The sequence below is a fragment of the Clostridium fallax genome (assembly GCF_900129365.1).
GTDB lineage: Bacteria > Bacillota > Clostridia > Clostridiales > Clostridiaceae > Clostridium_AH > Clostridium_AH fallax.
Window position 1 is genome coordinate 25,305 of record NZ_FQVM01000012.1, and the last position, 17,453, is coordinate 42,757.

Annotated in this window: 18 protein-coding genes; 9 read left to right on the forward strand and 9 right to left on the reverse strand. The window is 24.1% G+C overall.

Going from position 1 to position 17,453, the window contains the following annotated elements:
- Positions 1 to 52 precede the first annotated feature (52 nt).
- Positions 53 to 1,810, forward strand: a complete 1,758-nt coding sequence (locus BUA70_RS07405) for a helicase-related protein (protein ID WP_072895689.1) — start codon at positions 53 to 55, stop codon at positions 1,808 to 1,810.
- A 121-nt stretch (positions 1,811 to 1,931) separates the two neighbouring features.
- Here BUA70_RS07405 and BUA70_RS07410 read toward each other — a convergent pair whose 3' ends face one another.
- The 3 genes from BUA70_RS07410 to BUA70_RS07420 form a co-directional block, all read right to left on the reverse strand.
- Entirely contained in the window at positions 1,932 to 2,270 is a 339-nt protein-coding gene (locus BUA70_RS07410) for a hypothetical protein (RefSeq protein WP_072895691.1), read from the reverse strand.
- A gap of 254 nt (positions 2,271 to 2,524) precedes the next feature.
- Positions 2,525 to 2,815 (reverse strand): hypothetical protein, encoded by a 291-nt coding sequence (locus BUA70_RS07415; protein WP_072895694.1) that lies wholly within the window; start codon positions 2,813 to 2,815, stop codon positions 2,525 to 2,527.
- A gap of 148 nt (positions 2,816 to 2,963) precedes the next feature.
- Positions 2,964 to 3,506: a 50S ribosomal protein L25 gene (locus BUA70_RS07420; RefSeq protein ID WP_072895697.1), complete on the reverse strand. Its 543-nt coding sequence runs from the start codon at positions 3,504 to 3,506 to the stop codon at positions 2,964 to 2,966.
- A gap of 383 nt (positions 3,507 to 3,889) precedes the next feature.
- Here BUA70_RS07420 and BUA70_RS07425 point away from each other — a divergent pair, with 383 nt between their 5' ends.
- Positions 3,890 to 4,165: a hypothetical protein gene (locus BUA70_RS07425; protein WP_072895700.1), complete on the forward strand. Its 276-nt coding sequence runs from the start codon at positions 3,890 to 3,892 to the stop codon at positions 4,163 to 4,165.
- Between the two features lie 127 nt (positions 4,166 to 4,292).
- On the opposite strand, the gene BUA70_RS07430 is transcribed toward BUA70_RS07425, so the two are convergent.
- The gene (locus BUA70_RS07430; protein WP_072895703.1) at positions 4,293 to 5,390 is read right to left on the reverse strand and encodes a glycosyltransferase; all 1,098 of its coding nucleotides are present in this window, start codon (positions 5,388 to 5,390) and stop codon (positions 4,293 to 4,295) included.
- Between the two features lie 13 nt (positions 5,391 to 5,403).
- Entirely contained in the window at positions 5,404 to 5,979 is a 576-nt protein-coding gene (locus BUA70_RS07435; protein WP_072895706.1) for a hypothetical protein, read from the reverse strand.
- A gap of 130 nt (positions 5,980 to 6,109) precedes the next feature.
- Here BUA70_RS07435 and eutH point away from each other — a divergent pair, with 130 nt between their 5' ends.
- Positions 6,110 to 7,210, forward strand: a complete 1,101-nt coding sequence (gene eutH / locus BUA70_RS07440) for an ethanolamine utilization protein EutH (RefSeq protein WP_072895709.1) — start codon at positions 6,110 to 6,112, stop codon at positions 7,208 to 7,210.
- Between the two features lie 66 nt (positions 7,211 to 7,276).
- Here the strand turns inward: eutH and BUA70_RS07445 are convergent, their stop codons facing one another.
- A complete protein-coding gene (locus tag BUA70_RS07445) occupies positions 7,277 to 8,329 on the reverse strand; it encodes an FAD:protein FMN transferase (RefSeq protein WP_072895713.1) in 1,053 nt (350 codons plus the stop codon).
- Between the two features lie 169 nt (positions 8,330 to 8,498).
- Positions 8,499 to 8,978 (reverse strand): FMN-binding protein, encoded by a 480-nt coding sequence (locus BUA70_RS07450; RefSeq protein ID WP_072895717.1) that lies wholly within the window; start codon positions 8,976 to 8,978, stop codon positions 8,499 to 8,501.
- A 354-nt stretch (positions 8,979 to 9,332) separates the two neighbouring features.
- Between BUA70_RS07450 and BUA70_RS07455 the strand changes: the two genes are divergently transcribed.
- Positions 9,333 to 9,719 (forward strand): NusG domain II-containing protein, encoded by a 387-nt coding sequence (locus BUA70_RS07455; protein WP_072895720.1) that lies wholly within the window; start codon positions 9,333 to 9,335, stop codon positions 9,717 to 9,719.
- 10 nt (positions 9,720 to 9,729) lie between these two features.
- Positions 9,730 to 10,251, forward strand: coding sequence for a Gx transporter family protein (locus tag BUA70_RS07460; protein WP_072895839.1), 522 nt, complete (start codon positions 9,730 to 9,732; stop codon positions 10,249 to 10,251).
- 28 nt (positions 10,252 to 10,279) lie between these two features.
- On the opposite strand, the gene BUA70_RS07465 is transcribed toward BUA70_RS07460, so the two are convergent.
- Positions 10,280 to 11,179 carry a LysR family transcriptional regulator gene (locus BUA70_RS07465; RefSeq protein WP_072895724.1) on the reverse strand — a complete coding sequence of 300 codons (900 nt, stop codon included), beginning with the start codon at positions 11,177 to 11,179 and terminating at the stop codon, positions 10,280 to 10,282.
- A 496-nt stretch (positions 11,180 to 11,675) separates the two neighbouring features.
- Here BUA70_RS07465 and BUA70_RS07470 point away from each other — a divergent pair, with 496 nt between their 5' ends.
- A complete protein-coding gene (locus tag BUA70_RS07470; RefSeq protein WP_072895727.1) occupies positions 11,676 to 13,055 on the forward strand; it encodes a radical SAM/SPASM domain-containing protein in 1,380 nt (459 codons plus the stop codon).
- Between the two features lie 111 nt (positions 13,056 to 13,166).
- Positions 13,167 to 14,354, forward strand: a complete 1,188-nt coding sequence (locus BUA70_RS07475) for an ABC transporter substrate-binding protein (protein ID WP_072895730.1) — start codon at positions 13,167 to 13,169, stop codon at positions 14,352 to 14,354.
- Positions 14,355 to 14,446: 92 nt separating this feature from the next.
- On the opposite strand, the gene BUA70_RS07480 is transcribed toward BUA70_RS07475, so the two are convergent.
- Complete coding sequence (locus BUA70_RS07480) at positions 14,447 to 15,565, reverse strand: glycosyltransferase family 4 protein (RefSeq protein ID WP_072895733.1); 1,119 nt, start codon at positions 15,563 to 15,565, stop codon at positions 14,447 to 14,449.
- 125 nt (positions 15,566 to 15,690) lie between these two features.
- On the opposite strand from BUA70_RS07480, the gene BUA70_RS07485 reads away from it, so the two are divergent.
- Entirely contained in the window at positions 15,691 to 16,698 is a 1,008-nt protein-coding gene (locus tag BUA70_RS07485) for a CotS family spore coat protein (protein WP_242977304.1), read from the forward strand.
- A 1-nt stretch (position 16,699) separates the two neighbouring features.
- Entirely contained in the window at positions 16,700 to 17,437 is a 738-nt protein-coding gene (locus BUA70_RS07490; RefSeq protein ID WP_072895740.1) for a hypothetical protein, read from the forward strand.
- Positions 17,438 to 17,453: the final 16 nt, after the last annotated feature.

Sequence of the window (17,453 nt, forward strand, 5' to 3'; positions counted from 1 at the left end):
TGATATTATGGGCTTAATTTAAATAAAAGAGAAAATATTTGGAGGTATGTAGATGAAGAAGAATGTTATGCAAAGAGAGTTTAAAAAATTAAAGGGGCAAATAAATCAAATAGAAGAAATTGTTTATAATTCTAAGGTTTCAGCATTGCATGAACATGAATCTTCAGTTAGAAAGAAAATAATTATTTTAAAGGACATGGATAAAGAAGGATTTAAAGATTTTTCAATGATTTATGAAAGATATAATGATCTTTTAGAATATATAGGAAAAAAACTTTTAGATGATTATAATAAAAAAAATAATACAGATTTTGATTATTATGATGTAGTGAGAAGAAACTATAACGTACTTTTAAACTCTGGAATTTTAAGTTTACTTATAACAAAGCACATTCCTAAATTAATAGCAAAAGAATTTAAGAGAGTTTTTCCTGATAATCCTAAGGATGAATATAAAATGGCAAGAGCTATAAAAAGAAAATTTTATATACATTTAGGAGATACAAACACAGGGAAAACCTATAATGCCATAGAAAGATTAAAAAAAGCTAGGGAAGGTATTTATCTATCACCTTTAAGAATTTTAGCCTTAGAGAATTTTGAAAAGCTTAATAATGAAGGAATAGTATGTGATCTTTTAACAGGTGAAGAGGAAATAATAAAGAATAATGCAACTCATACTTCTTGTACAATAGAAAGATTAAATATAAATAAGGAATATGATATTGCAGTTATTGATGAGATTCAAATGATTGATGATGATCAAAGAGGTGCTGCTTGGAGTAGAGCACTTTTAGGTTTAAGATGTAATGAAATCCATATATGTGGAGCTTTAAATGCAAAGAATCTTTTAATAAAAATCTTAGAAGATTGCAAGGAAGAGTATGAAATTGAAATATATAAAAGAAGTATTCCTCTAGAAATAGAAGATAAAGGATTTAATTATAAGGATGCTTCAGAGGGCGATGCATTAGTGGTATTTTCTAAGAAAAAGGTTTTAGAACTTGCCAAGGACTATTCAAACATGAATATAAAAACTAGCATCATATATGGAGATTTACCTCCAGAGGTTAGAAAAAAGCAATATGAAGCTTTCATAAATAAAGAAAATAAAATACTAATAACTACAGATGCTATAGGTATGGGAGTAAATTTACCTATTAAAAGAATTATATTTTTGGATATTAAAAAATTTGATGGAAATGAAGTTAGGTTTTTAAAGTCACAAGAAGTTAAACAAATAGCAGGAAGAGCTGGAAGAAAAGGAATATATGATACAGGATATGTTAAAGCTTTAGGTAATAATAGCAATTTTATAAGAGAAAAATTAGAAGATGATGATGAAGTTATAAAAGAAGCTGTAATAGGTCCATCTGAAGCTATACTAAAAATAGAAAGTCTTAGTTTAAGGGAGAAATTAGCTTTATGGAGTGCTAGAAAAGAAAAGTTAGATTATTATAGAAAAATGGATATAAGTGAATATTTAATAATTTTAGATAGGATAAAGGGATATAAACTTAATCAAGATATTCAATGGGATTTATTAAAAATACCTTTTGATGTATCTAAGGATGAATTAATGGAACAATTTTTGGAGTATATAGATGAACTTTTTATAGTTAAACAAGATAATATATCAAAACCTATATGCTATACTGGAAATCTTGAAGATTTAGAAAATTACTATCAAAGAATAAATATTTATTATTCTTTTTGTAAAGTATTTAATTTAGAATTTGACTTTCAATGGATATATGAAGAAAGATTAAATATAAGTAATGAAATAAATAGTATACTAGTAAGAATATAATTAATTTATATTTAATGATTAATATTATTAAGATTGAAACAAACACTATCAAAACATATATTAAAATAAAATTTTTGATAGTGTTTTTTAATTTAAAAAATATTATTTACAAATGAAGCTTTTAATGATTTATTTTAAAATAATATTTGTTTTTATAATAATATTTAGAAGCTATAAAACCTAAAGTCATTCCCATTCCTAACATAAACAATTTTTTAGAAAAAGTTTTAGAAGAATGACATTTAGTTTTAGGATAGAAAATATTTTTATCTTTTATATAATCATCGGATGAATCAAAGTGGTTATTTTCATTATTTGATTCACAACAATTATTAAAAATATCAAAAAAATCATTAGAGTTTAGATTTTTCTTAAAATTTTTTCTAGTTTCATATCTTCTAAATTTTTTCATAATAGAATCATAATCTTTTTTTAATCTTATTCCAGCATTTCCATTCATAAATATCACCTCAATTTTAGTATTTCATATTCAGTTTTATGTATACATCATATTTATTAAAAGAGAAATAATTAAATATTTGACTATGATAAAATTAAGAATTTAATGAGAGAGATAATTAAGATTTGGATGTTAAATTTTTAGGTGATAAATATAAATGATATAATAATAAATAAAATTTTTATAGTATAAAAACTTTTAATAAAATAAAAAAATTCCTGCAATAGCTTTGTAGGAATTTTTTATGAAAAATTTTATTTATCTTTTGTTAAAAGATTACTAATTATAACCCCAGTAATTACACCTAAACCAAACATACAAGCCTTTTTATTAAATTTTATGGATTTAGCTTTTAAAACAAAGGATTTTAATGGACATGATTTTTCTTGTAAATCTTCATCTTCTAAATTTGAAACTGTAAATTCATCATCATCTAAATAAAAGTCATTATTATCTTCTTTTGACCTTTTAGTTTCATATTTTCTAAATTTTTTCATAACTTTTCCATATTGCTTATTTAGCTTTATTCCTAAATTGTTACTCATAATATCACCTCTTAATAAATTTATAAATTTAGGTAAATAATATATATTAATATATTAATAGCATAAAATAAAAATTCCTACAAAAATTTCTAAAAATAAATTGTAGGAATTTTTCTTCTTTAAACAATAAAGAATGATAATTTTAAAACTAAGCTCCTATAACAGCTAAAATAGTTTCAGGATCGGTTATTAGTTTTACTCCTTCAGGAAGCTTTATATCTTTGGCTAATATTTTATCATCATAATTTAGAGTACCAACATTAATTTCTATACCTTCTGGTATGTTTTCTACTACACCTTCAACCTCAATATCGTTAAAAGAAGTTGTTAAAATTAATCTCTTTAGCTCAAGATTATCACAACCTAAATAAGTTATAGGAATACTTAATTTTATAACTTCATTTTTCTTAACATATTGAAAATCTACATGAATTACTTCTCCGGTAATGTTATTCTTTTGAATTTGCTTAATAACGCATGGAGCCATTTTATGTTTAAATTTTAATTGAATTATTTCACCTTTAGAGGATTTTTTTAATAGTTTATAAAAGTTTCTAGGTTCAACCTTTACAGGAATATTTTCTTTTAAAAATTCTCCATATACTATACCTGGTATTTCTCCATGTTTTCTTACTTTTTTTCCTGTTTCATTTGATTTTCTTTCTTGTATCTCAACTGCTAATTGTGACATATAAATCCCTCTTTTCTTTAAAATCATTATTTATTTATCCCATAGCATTTAAGATAAACATATACATATTATATTAGTAATTCTTAAATAAGCTAAGGAATAGAGGCTTTCTCCCACATAATATGCATCATCTCCTTTTATAACTCTTAATACTATTTTAGCTTAAAGAAAAGTAAATTAAAGTGTTTAAGGGCTTTAAAGGCTAATTTTAACAGTTTGTTTACAATTGACAGAAAATTAATTAAATTCTTTGAATTGAAAAATATAAATGAAAATTATATAAAATATTCCTATTAATGTATTTAAAAAATAAAAATAAATAAAGAATAAATTTAAAAAATAAAAATATAATGTAATATAAAAATAATCTAAGGAGAGGTAAAATGAGAAGTTTAGATGCAAAGTTAAGAGATTTAAAAATAAAAACTAGAAAGTTTAGAAACAAAGGATTATGTACAGGCATGGTTAGAAGATTAGATGGAAATTTTACTCCTATATATTTAAAGGGAAATGAAGTGGACAAGTTTCTTAGAAGAAATGGAGATTATGCAAAACTTATTATAAATGTGGAAGGAACTAATATTAATACAAAAATAGTAGAAGTCCAAAGACATATTATAAATCATAATGCAATAAATTTAGATTTTCATGAAATATAGTTCTATTAATTATGAAATGAAGTTTATAAGAGATTAATAGAAACTATAATTATAAAAAAATAGCTATGAATTTAAAAATTTAAATTCATAGCTTATTAATTTATAAATAAGAAAATTATATTCATTTTTAATCATAAATAGATAAAATATTTTCATCAGAGGAGGAAATAGGCTTTTCTATCATTGATAAAATCTTTTCTCTATAATCATAATTAGAATAAATTCCTTCTATAAAATCTGCTAATATATTAATTTGTGATAAATCACAGTATACAGCGCACTTGTTTAATACTTTAACATTTATTTCTGTTTTATTAACTACAACAATTGCACCAGAGTTAATAGCTTCCACAGCTGAAAGAGGATAAGAATTGTATTCATCAAGATCAATTACACACACAGATGATTTATAAAAAATAGGTAAATGAGTTTGTTTTATTATTCCTAAAAAATTTACTGAGTCTTCTAAATTATAGGATGCAATTAGTTCTTTAATTTTCAAATAATAAGATTCTCTTTTGCCAGATATATCACCAATAACTACAAGTTTTAAATCTTTAATTTTTTTCTTACTTTCTTTTAAGATATTAATTACACTATCTAATTTCTTTTTTGAGATTATGCTTCCTACATATAAAATATAAGGATAATCAATATTATAGTGACGTTTAATAAATCCTTTGCAAAATTTATCTTCTTTAGGAACAAAAATCTCACTACATTTTGGATATACTATTTTTATTTTATCTTCTGGAACATTAAAATGTTTTATTAAATCTCTTTTTACAATAGGGGAAATTGCAATTACTTTATCGCTTTTTTCTATAGCATAAGGTACCATTTTAGTAAATTTATTAAGGTACTTTTCATCTACATTATCTTTATAAATTATTGGATATAAAGAATGAATTGTAGTTATATATTGACAGCATTTATTTTTTGGTATACTAAATCCATCATTAGGTGAATGAAAAATATCTATATTATTAGATTCTATAAATTTTTCAATGGAAGAATAATCATTTGAAAGTCTATCTAATTTTAATGGAACAAACTTTGTGTTTTCTAACCTATCCCAATAAAAACTTAAGGGAAATCTATCCCATAATATATAAGGATTAATTGTATCTTTAGAGTTTATAAGAGTTATTATTTCTTTAGAGTAAGAAAAAATATTAGTTCCTGGAAGATTAGAAGCAGCGAAACCATCAATACAAAGTTTCATAGAAAACCTCCTATTATAAAAATTCTTCAAAAAGATCTACATTCTTTAATAATTCATTTTCGCTTTTAGTTGTTATTTTCATTATCTCCTTAGAGACTTTTGTATCCTCTTGATTTTTATGTATTGGTTTATCTGATATTTTTTTCTTAAATGAACTGTTTTTATCATTTAAGGTAACTAAGTAAGTTAAATTTTCAAAAATAATTCTTCCAGATAAAGGTTTATATAAAGCATCTACTAAGTTAATATTGTAAGTATCTAATTTAAATTTACTTAATGGTATTTGAAATGAAATTGAAAGCGGTAAAGAAATACTAAAATTTAATTTTTTATGTTTCTGATCTCGATATTCAATATTATATATTTTATTCCCTTCTATTAATATAATAGTCTTATCTTTTATATATATGGAGTTTTCTAGATAAGGTTCTAATGATATAGAAACTTTTACTAGTTTATCTATTGAGTGATATTTTTTATTTATAAAAATATGATTGTTTTCATAGTTTATGAAAGAAAAATCATAATTAAGTTTATTAATTTTTTCTTGAGAGGATATTCCAATTATTTCAATATCATTTTTAAACATAATTATACCTCTAAAACTACTTGTTACAATTAATATATTGTAAAAATAACTTAAATATGATTATTAAAATATATCATATAAATTAAATATATTATAAAATATTTATGGGAATTTAAATTAGGAGGACAAAATGGACAAAATAATATTAGGAATTATAGCCTTTTTCTTTGTAATAGGTGCAATAGACTATATAATAGGAAATAAATTTAATTTAGGAAATAAGTTTGAAGAGGGGCTTAAAGCCATGGGGCCATTAGCTATAGCCATGGTTGGAATATTTTCAATATCTCCTCTCTTAGCAAAGATACTATCATTTGTTTTAACTCCTATAGGAATAGCATTAAATTTAGATCCATCAATATTTTCATCTATGATATTAGCAATAGATATGGGTGCTTTTCAGCTCTCACAATCTCTAGCTTTATCTCCTCAAATGGCTAAGTTTACAGGAGTTATAATTGCATCTACATTAGGAGCTACTATAAGTTTTTCTATTCCCTTAGCTATTGGAATAATTAAAAAAGATGACCATAATATATTTGCAAAAGGAATTATGTGTGGAATAATTACTATTCCAATAGGAGCATTAGTAGCAGGAATTTTAATGGATATAAACCTTAATACATTAATGTTAAATCTAATTCCTATAATTCTTATTTCAATTTTATTATCAATAGGGATAATAAAAATTCCAGAAAAGCTTATATTAGGTTTTTCAATCTTTGGAAAGTTAATTGTGATTTTAAGTATTATAGGACTTATAATTCAAGGTGTTTCATCAATTGTAGGAATTGAAAGCGTTAATGGATTAATGCCTATTAATGAATCTTTAGCAGTTGTAGGTAGAATCGCCCTTGTAATGGCAGGTGCTTATCCTATGTTAGAAGTATTAAAAAAGATATTTAAAAAACAATTTGAAAAAATAGGTAGTGTTGTAGGGCTTGATACTTGTTCTATAGGAGCTTTAATAGGAAGTTTAGCATCAAATATTATAGTTTTTGGTGAATTTTCTTCAATGAATGAAAAGGGAAAATTAATATGTACAGCTTTTAGTGTTAGTGGAGCATTTGTATTAGGAGGACAGATGGGATTTGTTTCTTCACAGGCAAAGGATATATTAGTTATTTATATAATATCGAAATTTATTTCAGGTATTACAAGCATAATATTAGCCAATTTTTTATTTGAAACAGAAAAAAATAAAGAAAGCTTAACTAGTAGAATATCTTAATAAAAGAAAATATTAAAAACACTATAGAATTTAATTATAATTTAAAGATTCTATAGTGTTTTAGTTTTAATTCATAAGTTTAAAATCTTCATTTTTAATAACAAAGTTTTCTTTTAAACCACTAGTTATATAAATTTCATTATTTTTAGTTATAAATATTGCATCTATATTTGGCATACTTTCAACAAATGATAATCCTTCTTTTAAACCTTTAGAGAAAACAGTAGTTGAAAGAGCATCTCCATCAATTGACTTATCACTTACAATAGTAATCCCAGCTAATTCATTTTCATAAGGATAGCCATTAAAAGGACTTAAAATATGATGATATTTTTTGCCATCTTTTTCTATAAATCTTTCATATATTCCTGAGGTAACGACAGACTTATTAGAAACCTTTATATAGCCAACAATATCTCCACGAGATGCTATAGGATTTTGTATTCCTATTTTCCAGTCAGCGCCATTTGGATTATTTCCTAAGGCATATATATTACCACCAAGATCTATTATTGCATCTTTTACACCATGATTAGTTAGAACCTTTGCTATTTCATCAGCAGTATAACCTTTAGCAATACCACCAAGGTCTATCATCATTCCCTTTCTTTTTAAGAATATTGATTTATCAGATTCGTTTATATCAAGATCTTTATAGCCTACTAAATTTAAATTATTTTTTATTTCTTCATCAGTAGGAACCTTAGCTTCTGGAAGACCTATACTCCAAAGCTTAACAATAGGACCTATTGTTATATCAAAAGAACCTTCAGATAACTTAGAATATTCAAGTCCTTTTTTAGTAATTTGGAAGGTATCGTCTTTTACTTTTATAGGGTTTAATCCAGAAGAGGAATTAACTTTATCAAGTTCTGTTCCATCTTTATTAATGCTTACTTCATTTTCGATTTGTTTTACTCTGTCAAAAGCTTCATTTATAACTTTTTCATCTTTTTTATCATATAAGGATACAGTAACTACTGTTCCCATAAAAAAGTCAGTTTTCTTTAGTGGTTCATTTGTTTTTGCATCTTCTTTTTTATTACAACTTATAAGTGTGGAACTTAATAGTAATATTAGTATTATCATTAAAGAAGCAATTTTATTAAGTTTTTTCATTTAGTATCCTCCCAAGTAAAATTATTAAAGATTAATAAATTACATTAGTCTATTATATATTAAAAAAAGGAAAAAATTAATATTAACTTTATAAAAAATAGTATAATAATATTTTTAATATATATAAATAAAACCTTAGGATAACCTAAGGTTTTTATAATAGTATTTACTATTTATTTAACTCTATAGTAGTTACAGCAGTATCACCTTTTTTAGCATTATCAATAGCTTGTTGAGCTAACTTTTTGAAGTCGTCACTTGAGTGAGTTGCTCCTGATACAGCTTCAACCTTTGAAACTTCTTGTGTTTTAACTAATTCTTCTGATAAAGTTTTTGAAAATTCAGAAGGAGAAGTACCAGTCTTTGATTTCATCATTTCTTCATAGCTTTTATCTTGACTTTTAAGAAGTTTTGAATCTTTTTTATTAACTGAGTCATATTCAGCTTTAACTATTTTTCCATCTTTAACTTCGATTTCTGCAAATTGTTTCCAACCTTTATCATCGAAATCTTTAGCTTCTACTTTATAAGTACCGTTTTTAAGTTCTGAACTGTTTGATGAAGCTGCATCTTTATTACCACAACCACTTAATATAGTTGCAAAAGCTAATGAAGATAGTAATATAACTGATATTAATCTTTTTTTCATTTTAATTAATCCCCCTTAGAAAATTGTTCGATTTAAATAATAAATTATTAAAATTTACAATAAAGTTAATAATTTGTTAACTATCCATTAAAATTATACAATGTTAATAATGTATTAAGATAATCATATTATTAATACTACATTAAAAAAACTTATTACCATTATTATATAACAATAAAGATAATTTGCATAATATTTTATTTAAATAATTATTTTTTATAAATATCTATTAACTATCTATTATTTATATTTAATTATGGACATTAACAAAAAATACATATAAAATTTAAAATAGACTTTCTAAGTTAACATAAAACAATTAAATTAATAATTTTAATAAAGTGAGGCAGATAAATGTTTAAAAAATGGGATATTATAATTATTATTGCATTACTGGTAATTTCTTTTATTCCAGAAATAATCTTTGGATTTGGAATGAAAAAAAATTATAATAGAACCTATGCTGAAATAACAGTGGCAGGAAAGGTTTATAAAAAGATTCCTTTATCAGAGCATAGAGGAGAAGATATAATTGATATTAAGACTAAGTTTGGATATAACAAAGTTATAGTAAAAGATCAATCTATATCTATAAGCGAATCAGATTGTCCAGATAAAGTTTGTATGGCACCAGGATACATATCTAAAAGAGGAGATAGCTTGGTATGTCTTCCTCATAGGTTGATGATAGAAATTAAAGGTGATCAAAATGAAGATGATGATATAATAAATGCTTATTAGAGGTGAAAAAATGAAAAAGACATCAAAAATGGTTTATATAGGACTATTAGTAGCACAAGCATTAGTTTTATATATTTTTGAAGGAATGATTCCAGTACCTTTTGTAACGCCGGGAGCTAAATTAGGTCTTGCAAATTTAGTAACGGTTGTTGCTTTATATACTTTAGAAAGTAAAAGAGAAGTATTTTTAGTGATACTTTTAAGACTATTATTATCAACTATGTTTGGAGGCAATTTATCTTCTCTTATGTATAGTGCATCAGGAGCAATATTAAGTTTTATTGCAATGATATTAGTTAAAGAAATAGGTAAAAATAAAGTAAGTATAATAGGGGTTAGTGCTGCAGGATCTGTGTTTCACAATATAGGTCAACTATTAATATCATCTTTAATAGTTAAAAATATAGGAGTAATGCTATATTTACCAGTATTGTCTTCTGTGGGAATAATTACTGGTATTTTTATAGGGATAACAGCTAATTATTTGGTAAAACATCTCTTAAAGCTTCCATACTTTAAAGCTTCTAATTGATAATAAAAGTATAAAGGACTCTAGATTATTATAATCTAGAGTCTTTTATACCTTTTATAATTTTATCTTCTAAGGTATCTATGAGTAGTTTATTATGTTTATAAAAATCTGTTTTATAACATAAATATAGCTCATATTTAAAGGAAATATTATCTATTAAAATTTCTTTGATTTTATCATTAAGAATATCTGTTATTCCTATCCTTGGTAATAAGCTTATATAAGAAGAATTTTGTAAAGCCTTTTTTGCAACATCTATTGAATTAGCAATAAAGGCTATGTTTAAGTTTTTAACATTGTAATTTAAATTTTCTAAATAAGTTTTTAAAGGATCTAATAAGTTTTGATTATCAGAAAGAAGTATAAATTTATTCAAAAATAAAAAATCTATTTTTAGATTTTCAGTTAAATTTAAGTTAGAATTCGATACAAATATAAGCTTATCTTCTCCAAGTTTTTTACAAATAATATTTGGATTTTTTATATTATTAAAAGACAATGATATATCGCAAAGATTATTTAATAATAAATATTCAATATTATTATCATTACAATTTGTTAATTCAAAAGAAAAATTAGGATATTTGAAATTAATATCCATTATTATGGAAGATAAATTATAGCTTATAGATGTAGATGGAGAGCATATTATAAATTTATTTTTATTTAATCTTATATTATTAAGATTATCTAGCATTTTATCATAATTTTTTAATATTATTTCACAATATTTAAGTACAATAGTACCTTCATCAGTAGGTTCTACACCTTTATTACTTCTCTTTAATAATTTTACACCCAATTCATTTTCAAGCTTTAAAATTTGCTGACTTAGTGCAGATTGAGATATATGAGATGTAAGTGCTACCTTTGAAATGCTTTTTATAGTTGCAATCTTATAAAAGGATTTTAAGCAATCAATATGCATAGGTTCCTCCCAATTTCCATAGTTAATATTAATTTATTATAGATTAATAGTACATATTTTGTAAAATAAAAATATAAAACTTAAATAATCATATATTAAAAAAATGTTAATAATATAGCTTAAAATTTTTTACTACTGGAAAATTTAGACTCATTGGTATAAAATTATATTATAATTATTCAAAAAATTACAATTATTCATACTAAACAGTAGCCTCTTTCAATATAATAAATGGATTTAAGGATAAGGTTATAGAAAAAGATATATTTTAAATAGCACATATATATAGCTAATATTAGAGAAGTTAATAATTGTAATAATTTTAAGAATGGTTACTGTTAGGTTATAGTTAAATCTTATTTTTAATCCTATACCCTTAATATCCAATAAGTTAGCTTTGAATAAAGATAAAGTTCTTTATTCTTAATAAATTTAAAGGGTTAACATAAATATAATAGGTCAAAAGAATTATAACTATTATAGGGGGGTAGTAAAAATGAAATTTGTAGAAAGTTTAGAGAAATCTGCAAAAGAGGCAACTATGAGAAAAATCTATGACTTAATTGATAAAGACCCAGAGAAAAATGTTGATAGGATATTTTATTTAGCAAAAAAGTTAGTTACAGATGAAGATTCTAAAAAAGGGGTTGAAGATGTAGAAAGGTATTACCATGAAATGCCTTCTGTGAAGGAATTTATACAAGGAGTATTAAAAAATACTAATCCTAATTGTTTAAAGATGTTTTATCAAAATTTTATTGGTAACGCAGTGTGGAATGGAATACCAAAGAGAGCAAAATGGATGGAAAAGGAAGATACTAAAATACCATTTGTTTTGCTTATAAGTCCATCAATGAGATGTAATTTAAGATGTAAAGGTTGTTATGCAGCTACATATCCTAAGGATCAAGGATTAAAGTATGAAGAGGTAGATAAAATAGTAGGACAAGCAAGGGATTTAGGAATACATTTTATAATAGTATTAGGTGGTGAACCTTTCTTTGTAGACTATATGTGGAGGATATATGAAAAATATAATGATATAGAGTTTGTTCCCTTTACCAATGGATCATTATTTACAGAGGAAGTTGCTGATAAGTTAGTTAAGTTAGGTAATATAATGCCTATGTTTTCATTAGAAGGATTTGAAAAGGAAACTGATGCTAGAAGAGGAAAAGGAACTTTTAAAAAAGTAATGGAAGGAATGGAACTATTAAAAAGTAGAGGAATTCCTTTTGGAGTTTCAAGTGCAACCTCAACTCATAATATTGATACAGTAACATCAGATGATTTTATAGATATGTTAATAGAAAAAGGTTCAAAGATGAGCTGGTATTTTATATATATGCCTGTTGGAGATAAACCAGATGTTAAGGATATGTTAACTCCAAAACAAAGAATTGAACTTGGAAGAAGAACAAGAAAAATAAGAACTACTAAGCCATATTTTACAATAGATTTCTTTAATGATGCACCTTACGTAGGGGGATGTATAGCAGGAAAGTTTTATTGTCATATAAATTCTAATGGGGATGTGGAACCTTGTATATTTGCGCATATTGCTAAAGATAATGCAAAAGATAAAGATTTAATAGATATATTTAGAGGCCCTTTATTTAAAGAATTAAGATCAAGACAACCATATAATAAAAATATGTTATTGCCTTGTATGATGATAGATAATCCTGATGTAATAAGAGAAATATCAGAGAAGGTCAATGCTTACCCAACAGATGAAAGTGGTAAGGCTATGCTAAAGGATGATGATTTCCATGAAAAGTTGGAAAAGCTTGCAAAGGATTTTACACCATATGCTGAAGAAGCTTGGAAAGAAGACTTTAACTCTAAAGGAAATGATAAATTTTCAAGAGGATAATATACATAAAGAATATAACTTATTATATAGGATAGGCTATAAGCCTATCCTATATTTTTTGCTAATATGATATAATAAATAACTAAGTATAGAAATTATAGGAGTGATATATTGATTAAAAAATTTAGCATAGTAATGATTACTATCTTTGTCTTATTTGCTGCATTAGGATGTAATGGTTATGATAAAAATAAAAGATTAATCGGAGAATATACAATTTGTTCTTATGGAAATTATAGTAAGTTTTTAAAAGAAAGAGCTCAAATATTTTGTGAAAATAATCCTAGGGTGAAAATAGAAATAAAGGATACGGACAAAGAAAGTTATTTAAAAGAAATAACAAATAATATAAATAATGGGCAAGTGAATTACGATGGATTAACTTTAAAAGGATATGAAATTTTAAATTTAAGAGAAAAAAATAAAGAGGTTTTTTCTAATTTATCTGAACTTTATAATGGTGATGATAATAGTATTTATGGATGGAGAAAAAGTGAATGTAAATTTGATGATGGGTATTATGGATATCCATTAGATACAAATCCTATAATTGTTTACTATAACAAAGATATTTTTAATAAATATGGTATAGACCCTCAAGATATAGTAACTTGGAATGACTATTTAAATAAGGGAAAGGAGATATTAGAAAAATCAAAGGGAGAATCCAATATGCTTTATGTTCCTGAAGATAAAAAGAGAGATTTTATATCAACATTAATGTATCAAATTAATATAGGACAAGAAGCTAATGAAGAAAAGAAAGAAAAAGTAAGGAAAATAACAGAATTAATAAAAACATTAGGTGATGAAAAGTTAGTAACTAATAAAGAAGATATAAATAATACCGCAACTATAATAAGTTCTCCAGAATTTTATATAAAAATAAAAGATCAGTACTCAGGTGTTAATTGGGATTATATGACTTTACCAGCTTTTGAGCCTGGTGGTAATAGATTTGTAAATTTAGAAGGTGTAAATTTTGTTTCAATTAATAATAAAAAAAATAATGAGCCATTAAAAGAATTTTTTAAATTCTGTACAAATAATAAAGTGGTATTACTTGAGAGTATGTTTAAGTATGGTATTTTTCCAGCAAATACTCAATGTTATAAACATTCAATAATTGAAAATAGAGAAGAACTTTTAGGGTATAGAAAGCTTTGGCAAAGTTTTGCTAATATTACATCAAGTATAAATAAAAAGCAAAACTTTCAGGAGAATCTAACCAATAAAGATGAAAATTATAAAACTCTTATTACTTTATTAGAGGAAGAAATAAATAAAGAATCTACTTAAGAAAAATATTATATTATTTAATGAGAGGTATTTTCAAAATTAATTTAAAATAACTTTGAAAATACCTCTCCTTTTAATATATTTATATTTTTTTATTTTAATATATTTTTATAAACTGACAATGTATTTTCAGCAGTTTTATCCCAAGAAAAATCTTTACTTCTTTTATATCCTTTTTCAGCGATAAAGTTTCTAAAATCTTCATTATTTATAATAGTTTCTATAGCTTCACTTAATGAATCCTCTTTAGAAGGATCTATTAAAATTCCACAATCTTTAACCACTTCTGGGATAGATGTAACGTTAGATGTTATTACTGGTATTTTACAGCTCATAGCTTCTAAGGGTGGTAATCCAAATCCTTCATAATAAGAGGGATATATAAAACCTTCTGAACCGTTATAAAGTATAGGTAAGTATTCATCTTCGATAAATCCTGTAAGTATAACTTTGTCTTTTAAATCTAAACTGTTTATTAAATCTATTATAGATTTAGCATCATCTTTTAGTGAACCCGCTATAACTAAAGAGATTTTTTTATTAAGAGATTTTAAAGAATTTTTAAATCCTTTTATTAAACCACAAACATTTTTTCTAGCACTAAAACCTCCTATGTATAGCAAATAAGGTGTTGAGAAGTTATATTTTTTTTGTATATCTAATCTACAGATATCCTTATCTAAAGGAATAAATTTTTTATCAGCTGCTAGAGGTGTAACGAATATTTTATCCTTAGGGAAATTAGGAAAAAACTTTATTATATCTTTTTTTGAATACTCTGATACAGTTATTATAGCTGAAGAATTTTCAATAATTTTAGGCATAAAATCTAAGAACTTTTTTAAATATCCTTTTCCTACTGTTTCTGGAAGAATATAAGGAATTAAATCATGAATAGTAACAATCTTTTTACAATCTATATTATTAGATAATCCTATACCGTTTTGAGGAATATGATATAAATCTATATTATTTTCTTTTATAAAACTAGGTATATAATTATTTTCAAAAAAACGTTGATGTCTATTTGAAGCTAGGTATATAGAAGTATTATCTCTTTTAAATTTATTATAATTTTCTCCAGACCAAAAAATATTATAGAAATTCTTTGTATCCTTATCTATAATTCTTTTAAATACGTTAAAAGTATAAGTTCCTATACCGGTACCTCTATACCAATTAATGCCTCTTCCATCTAAGGCTACTTTCATTAAAAATTCACTCCTAAAAAATTATATATATATTATTAATATTAAAATCTATATGAAATTGTGAATGTAACAGTAATACATTATTCAACATATAATAAAATGAATAAATAGATGGAGGGTAGATAGTGGAAGACGTACTTTATCTAGTGGAAAATAATTACAATATACGAATCTTAGACAGTAAACCTATGAAAAATATATATAAATTAAGAGATGATAAAGGTGAGGAATATTGTTTGAAAGTTATTAAATACAATTATCCTCATTTTTATTTTATTTTATCTGCTATTTTACATCTTCAAAAAAGAGGATTTCAAAAAATACCTAAAATAATGAAAACAATTAATGAAGAATATTTTATAAGAATAAATGATAAATTTGCTTATCTAATGCCTTGGATAGATTCAAGAGAAAGTAATTACGATAATCCTATAGATTTATATAGGGCAGCTAAAAAACTTGGCGAGTTTCATAAATTTAGTAGTAATTTTATAATAAATAAAGATATGAATCCTAGAATTGGATGGTTTACTTGGATTAATACTTTTAGGGTTAGAGGAGAGGAAATTTTAGATTTTGAGAAAAGAGCTCATCAAAAGATTTTCAAGTCTGATTTTGATAAATTATTTTTATCTATGATTCCAAGAGAGATAAATTCAATAAATAAAACTTTAGAAAATTTAAAAAATAATAATTATTATGAAGTTATGAATAAAGAAGTTACTAAACTGAACTTTTGTCATCATGATTATGCTTATCATAATGTTTTGGTGGATAAAAATGATGAAATAAATATTATTGATTTTGATTATTGTATTTTAGACACTCATATACATGATTTAAGTTCTTTAATGATAAGAGCTATGAAGGATGGAAAATGGGATTTAAAAAAAGCAAATTTAATAATAGAAGGATACTTAAAAGCAGGATGGCTTACTAATGAAGAAATACCTTTAATGTCTGCATTTATGGAATTTTCTCAAGGATTTTGGCAAGTAGGTCTTCAATATTATTGGGAGAGGCAACCATGGGAAGAAGAAAATTTTATGAGAAGACTTATTAAATATAAAGAAGATATTGAATATAGACAAGAATTTGTGGAAGAATTTAAGCATTTTAAGGTGGTGAAATGATGTGATAATTGAAAATTTTTTTAGAAAAAAAGATATTTATTTAATCAAAAATAATGGGGTAAGAGGGAACTTAATAAAGGATTGTAATATAGAAGATTATTTAGATATATTAAATGATTTTCATAAAAGGTTAAGAGAAGAAGATGAGATATTATCTTTAAGTATAGGAAGTACAATAGGTAAGTATTATGAGTGGTGTAATGTAATGATAAGAAGAATAAAAAGAGAACATAAAAATATATTATATAAAAAGGATTTAAATAGAATAGAAGAAATGTACTTAGAGATATTTCCTAAAGTTATAGAAGTTGCTGAAGGAGCTATAAAATCTATTAATTATTCTGATTATATAGAAATAATAAAAAGGGCTATGAGAAGAAATGAACTGATTTTAGGGAATTGTAGTTTAGATAACATATATAAGATAAACAATAAAATATATATAAGGGATATAGAATCAATTTCTTTTAATAGTTTAGAGGAAGACTTAATTTTACTTATAAATAAATTAAAGAAAAAGAAAATAAATTATAATTTAGATAATTTAATAAATGATTATATAATAAAAGAAAATTTAAATAGTATTAGTAAAAATTATATTAAAGCAATGACTGTATATCCTTCAGAATCTATGAAAGTATTTGAAAAAATAAGACAGGGTAGAAAAAAATGGACTGAAGATGAAAGTATAAAAAAGATTAAGGCTTCCTTAAAGAAAGATAATATTTCAGGTGTTTAATATAAGGAGGAGATAT

What these genes read in the sequence shown, in the direction of transcription:
- eutH (WP_072895709.1), top strand. Translation starts at nt 6,110, where the DNA reads ATGGACAAAATAATATTAGGAATTATAGCCTTTTTCTTTGTAATAGGT.
- BUA70_RS07470 (WP_072895727.1), top strand. Translation starts at nt 11,676, where the DNA reads ATGAAATTTGTAGAAAGTTTAGAGAAATCTGCAAAAGAGGCAACTATG.
- BUA70_RS07425 (WP_072895700.1), top strand. Translation starts at nt 3,890, where the DNA reads ATGAGAAGTTTAGATGCAAAGTTAAGAGATTTAAAAATAAAAACTAGA.
- BUA70_RS07480 (WP_072895733.1), bottom strand. Translation starts at nt 15,565, where the DNA reads ATGAAAGTAGCCTTAGATGGAAGAGGCATTAATTGGTATAGAGGTACC.
- BUA70_RS07415 (WP_072895694.1), bottom strand. Translation starts at nt 2,815, where the DNA reads ATGAGTAACAATTTAGGAATAAAGCTAAATAAGCAATATGGAAAAGTT.
- BUA70_RS07450 (WP_072895717.1), bottom strand. Translation starts at nt 8,978, where the DNA reads ATGAAAAAAAGATTAATATCAGTTATATTACTATCTTCATTAGCTTTT.
- BUA70_RS07420 (WP_072895697.1), bottom strand. Translation starts at nt 3,506, where the DNA reads ATGTCACAATTAGCAGTTGAGATACAAGAAAGAAAATCAAATGAAACA.
- BUA70_RS07430 (WP_072895703.1), bottom strand. Translation starts at nt 5,390, where the DNA reads ATGAAACTTTGTATTGATGGTTTCGCTGCTTCTAATCTTCCAGGAACT.
- BUA70_RS07435 (WP_072895706.1), bottom strand. Translation starts at nt 5,979, where the DNA reads ATGTTTAAAAATGATATTGAAATAATTGGAATATCCTCTCAAGAAAAA.
- BUA70_RS07445 (WP_072895713.1), bottom strand. Translation starts at nt 8,329, where the DNA reads ATGAAAAAACTTAATAAAATTGCTTCTTTAATGATAATACTAATATTA.
- BUA70_RS07460 (WP_072895839.1), top strand. Translation starts at nt 9,730, where the DNA reads ATGAAAAAGACATCAAAAATGGTTTATATAGGACTATTAGTAGCACAA.
- BUA70_RS07405 (WP_072895689.1), top strand. Translation starts at nt 53, where the DNA reads ATGAAGAAGAATGTTATGCAAAGAGAGTTTAAAAAATTAAAGGGGCAA.
- BUA70_RS07410 (WP_072895691.1), bottom strand. Translation starts at nt 2,270, where the DNA reads ATGAATGGAAATGCTGGAATAAGATTAAAAAAAGATTATGATTCTATT.
- BUA70_RS07455 (WP_072895720.1), top strand. Translation starts at nt 9,333, where the DNA reads ATGTTTAAAAAATGGGATATTATAATTATTATTGCATTACTGGTAATT.
- BUA70_RS07465 (WP_072895724.1), bottom strand. Translation starts at nt 11,179, where the DNA reads ATGCATATTGATTGCTTAAAATCCTTTTATAAGATTGCAACTATAAAA.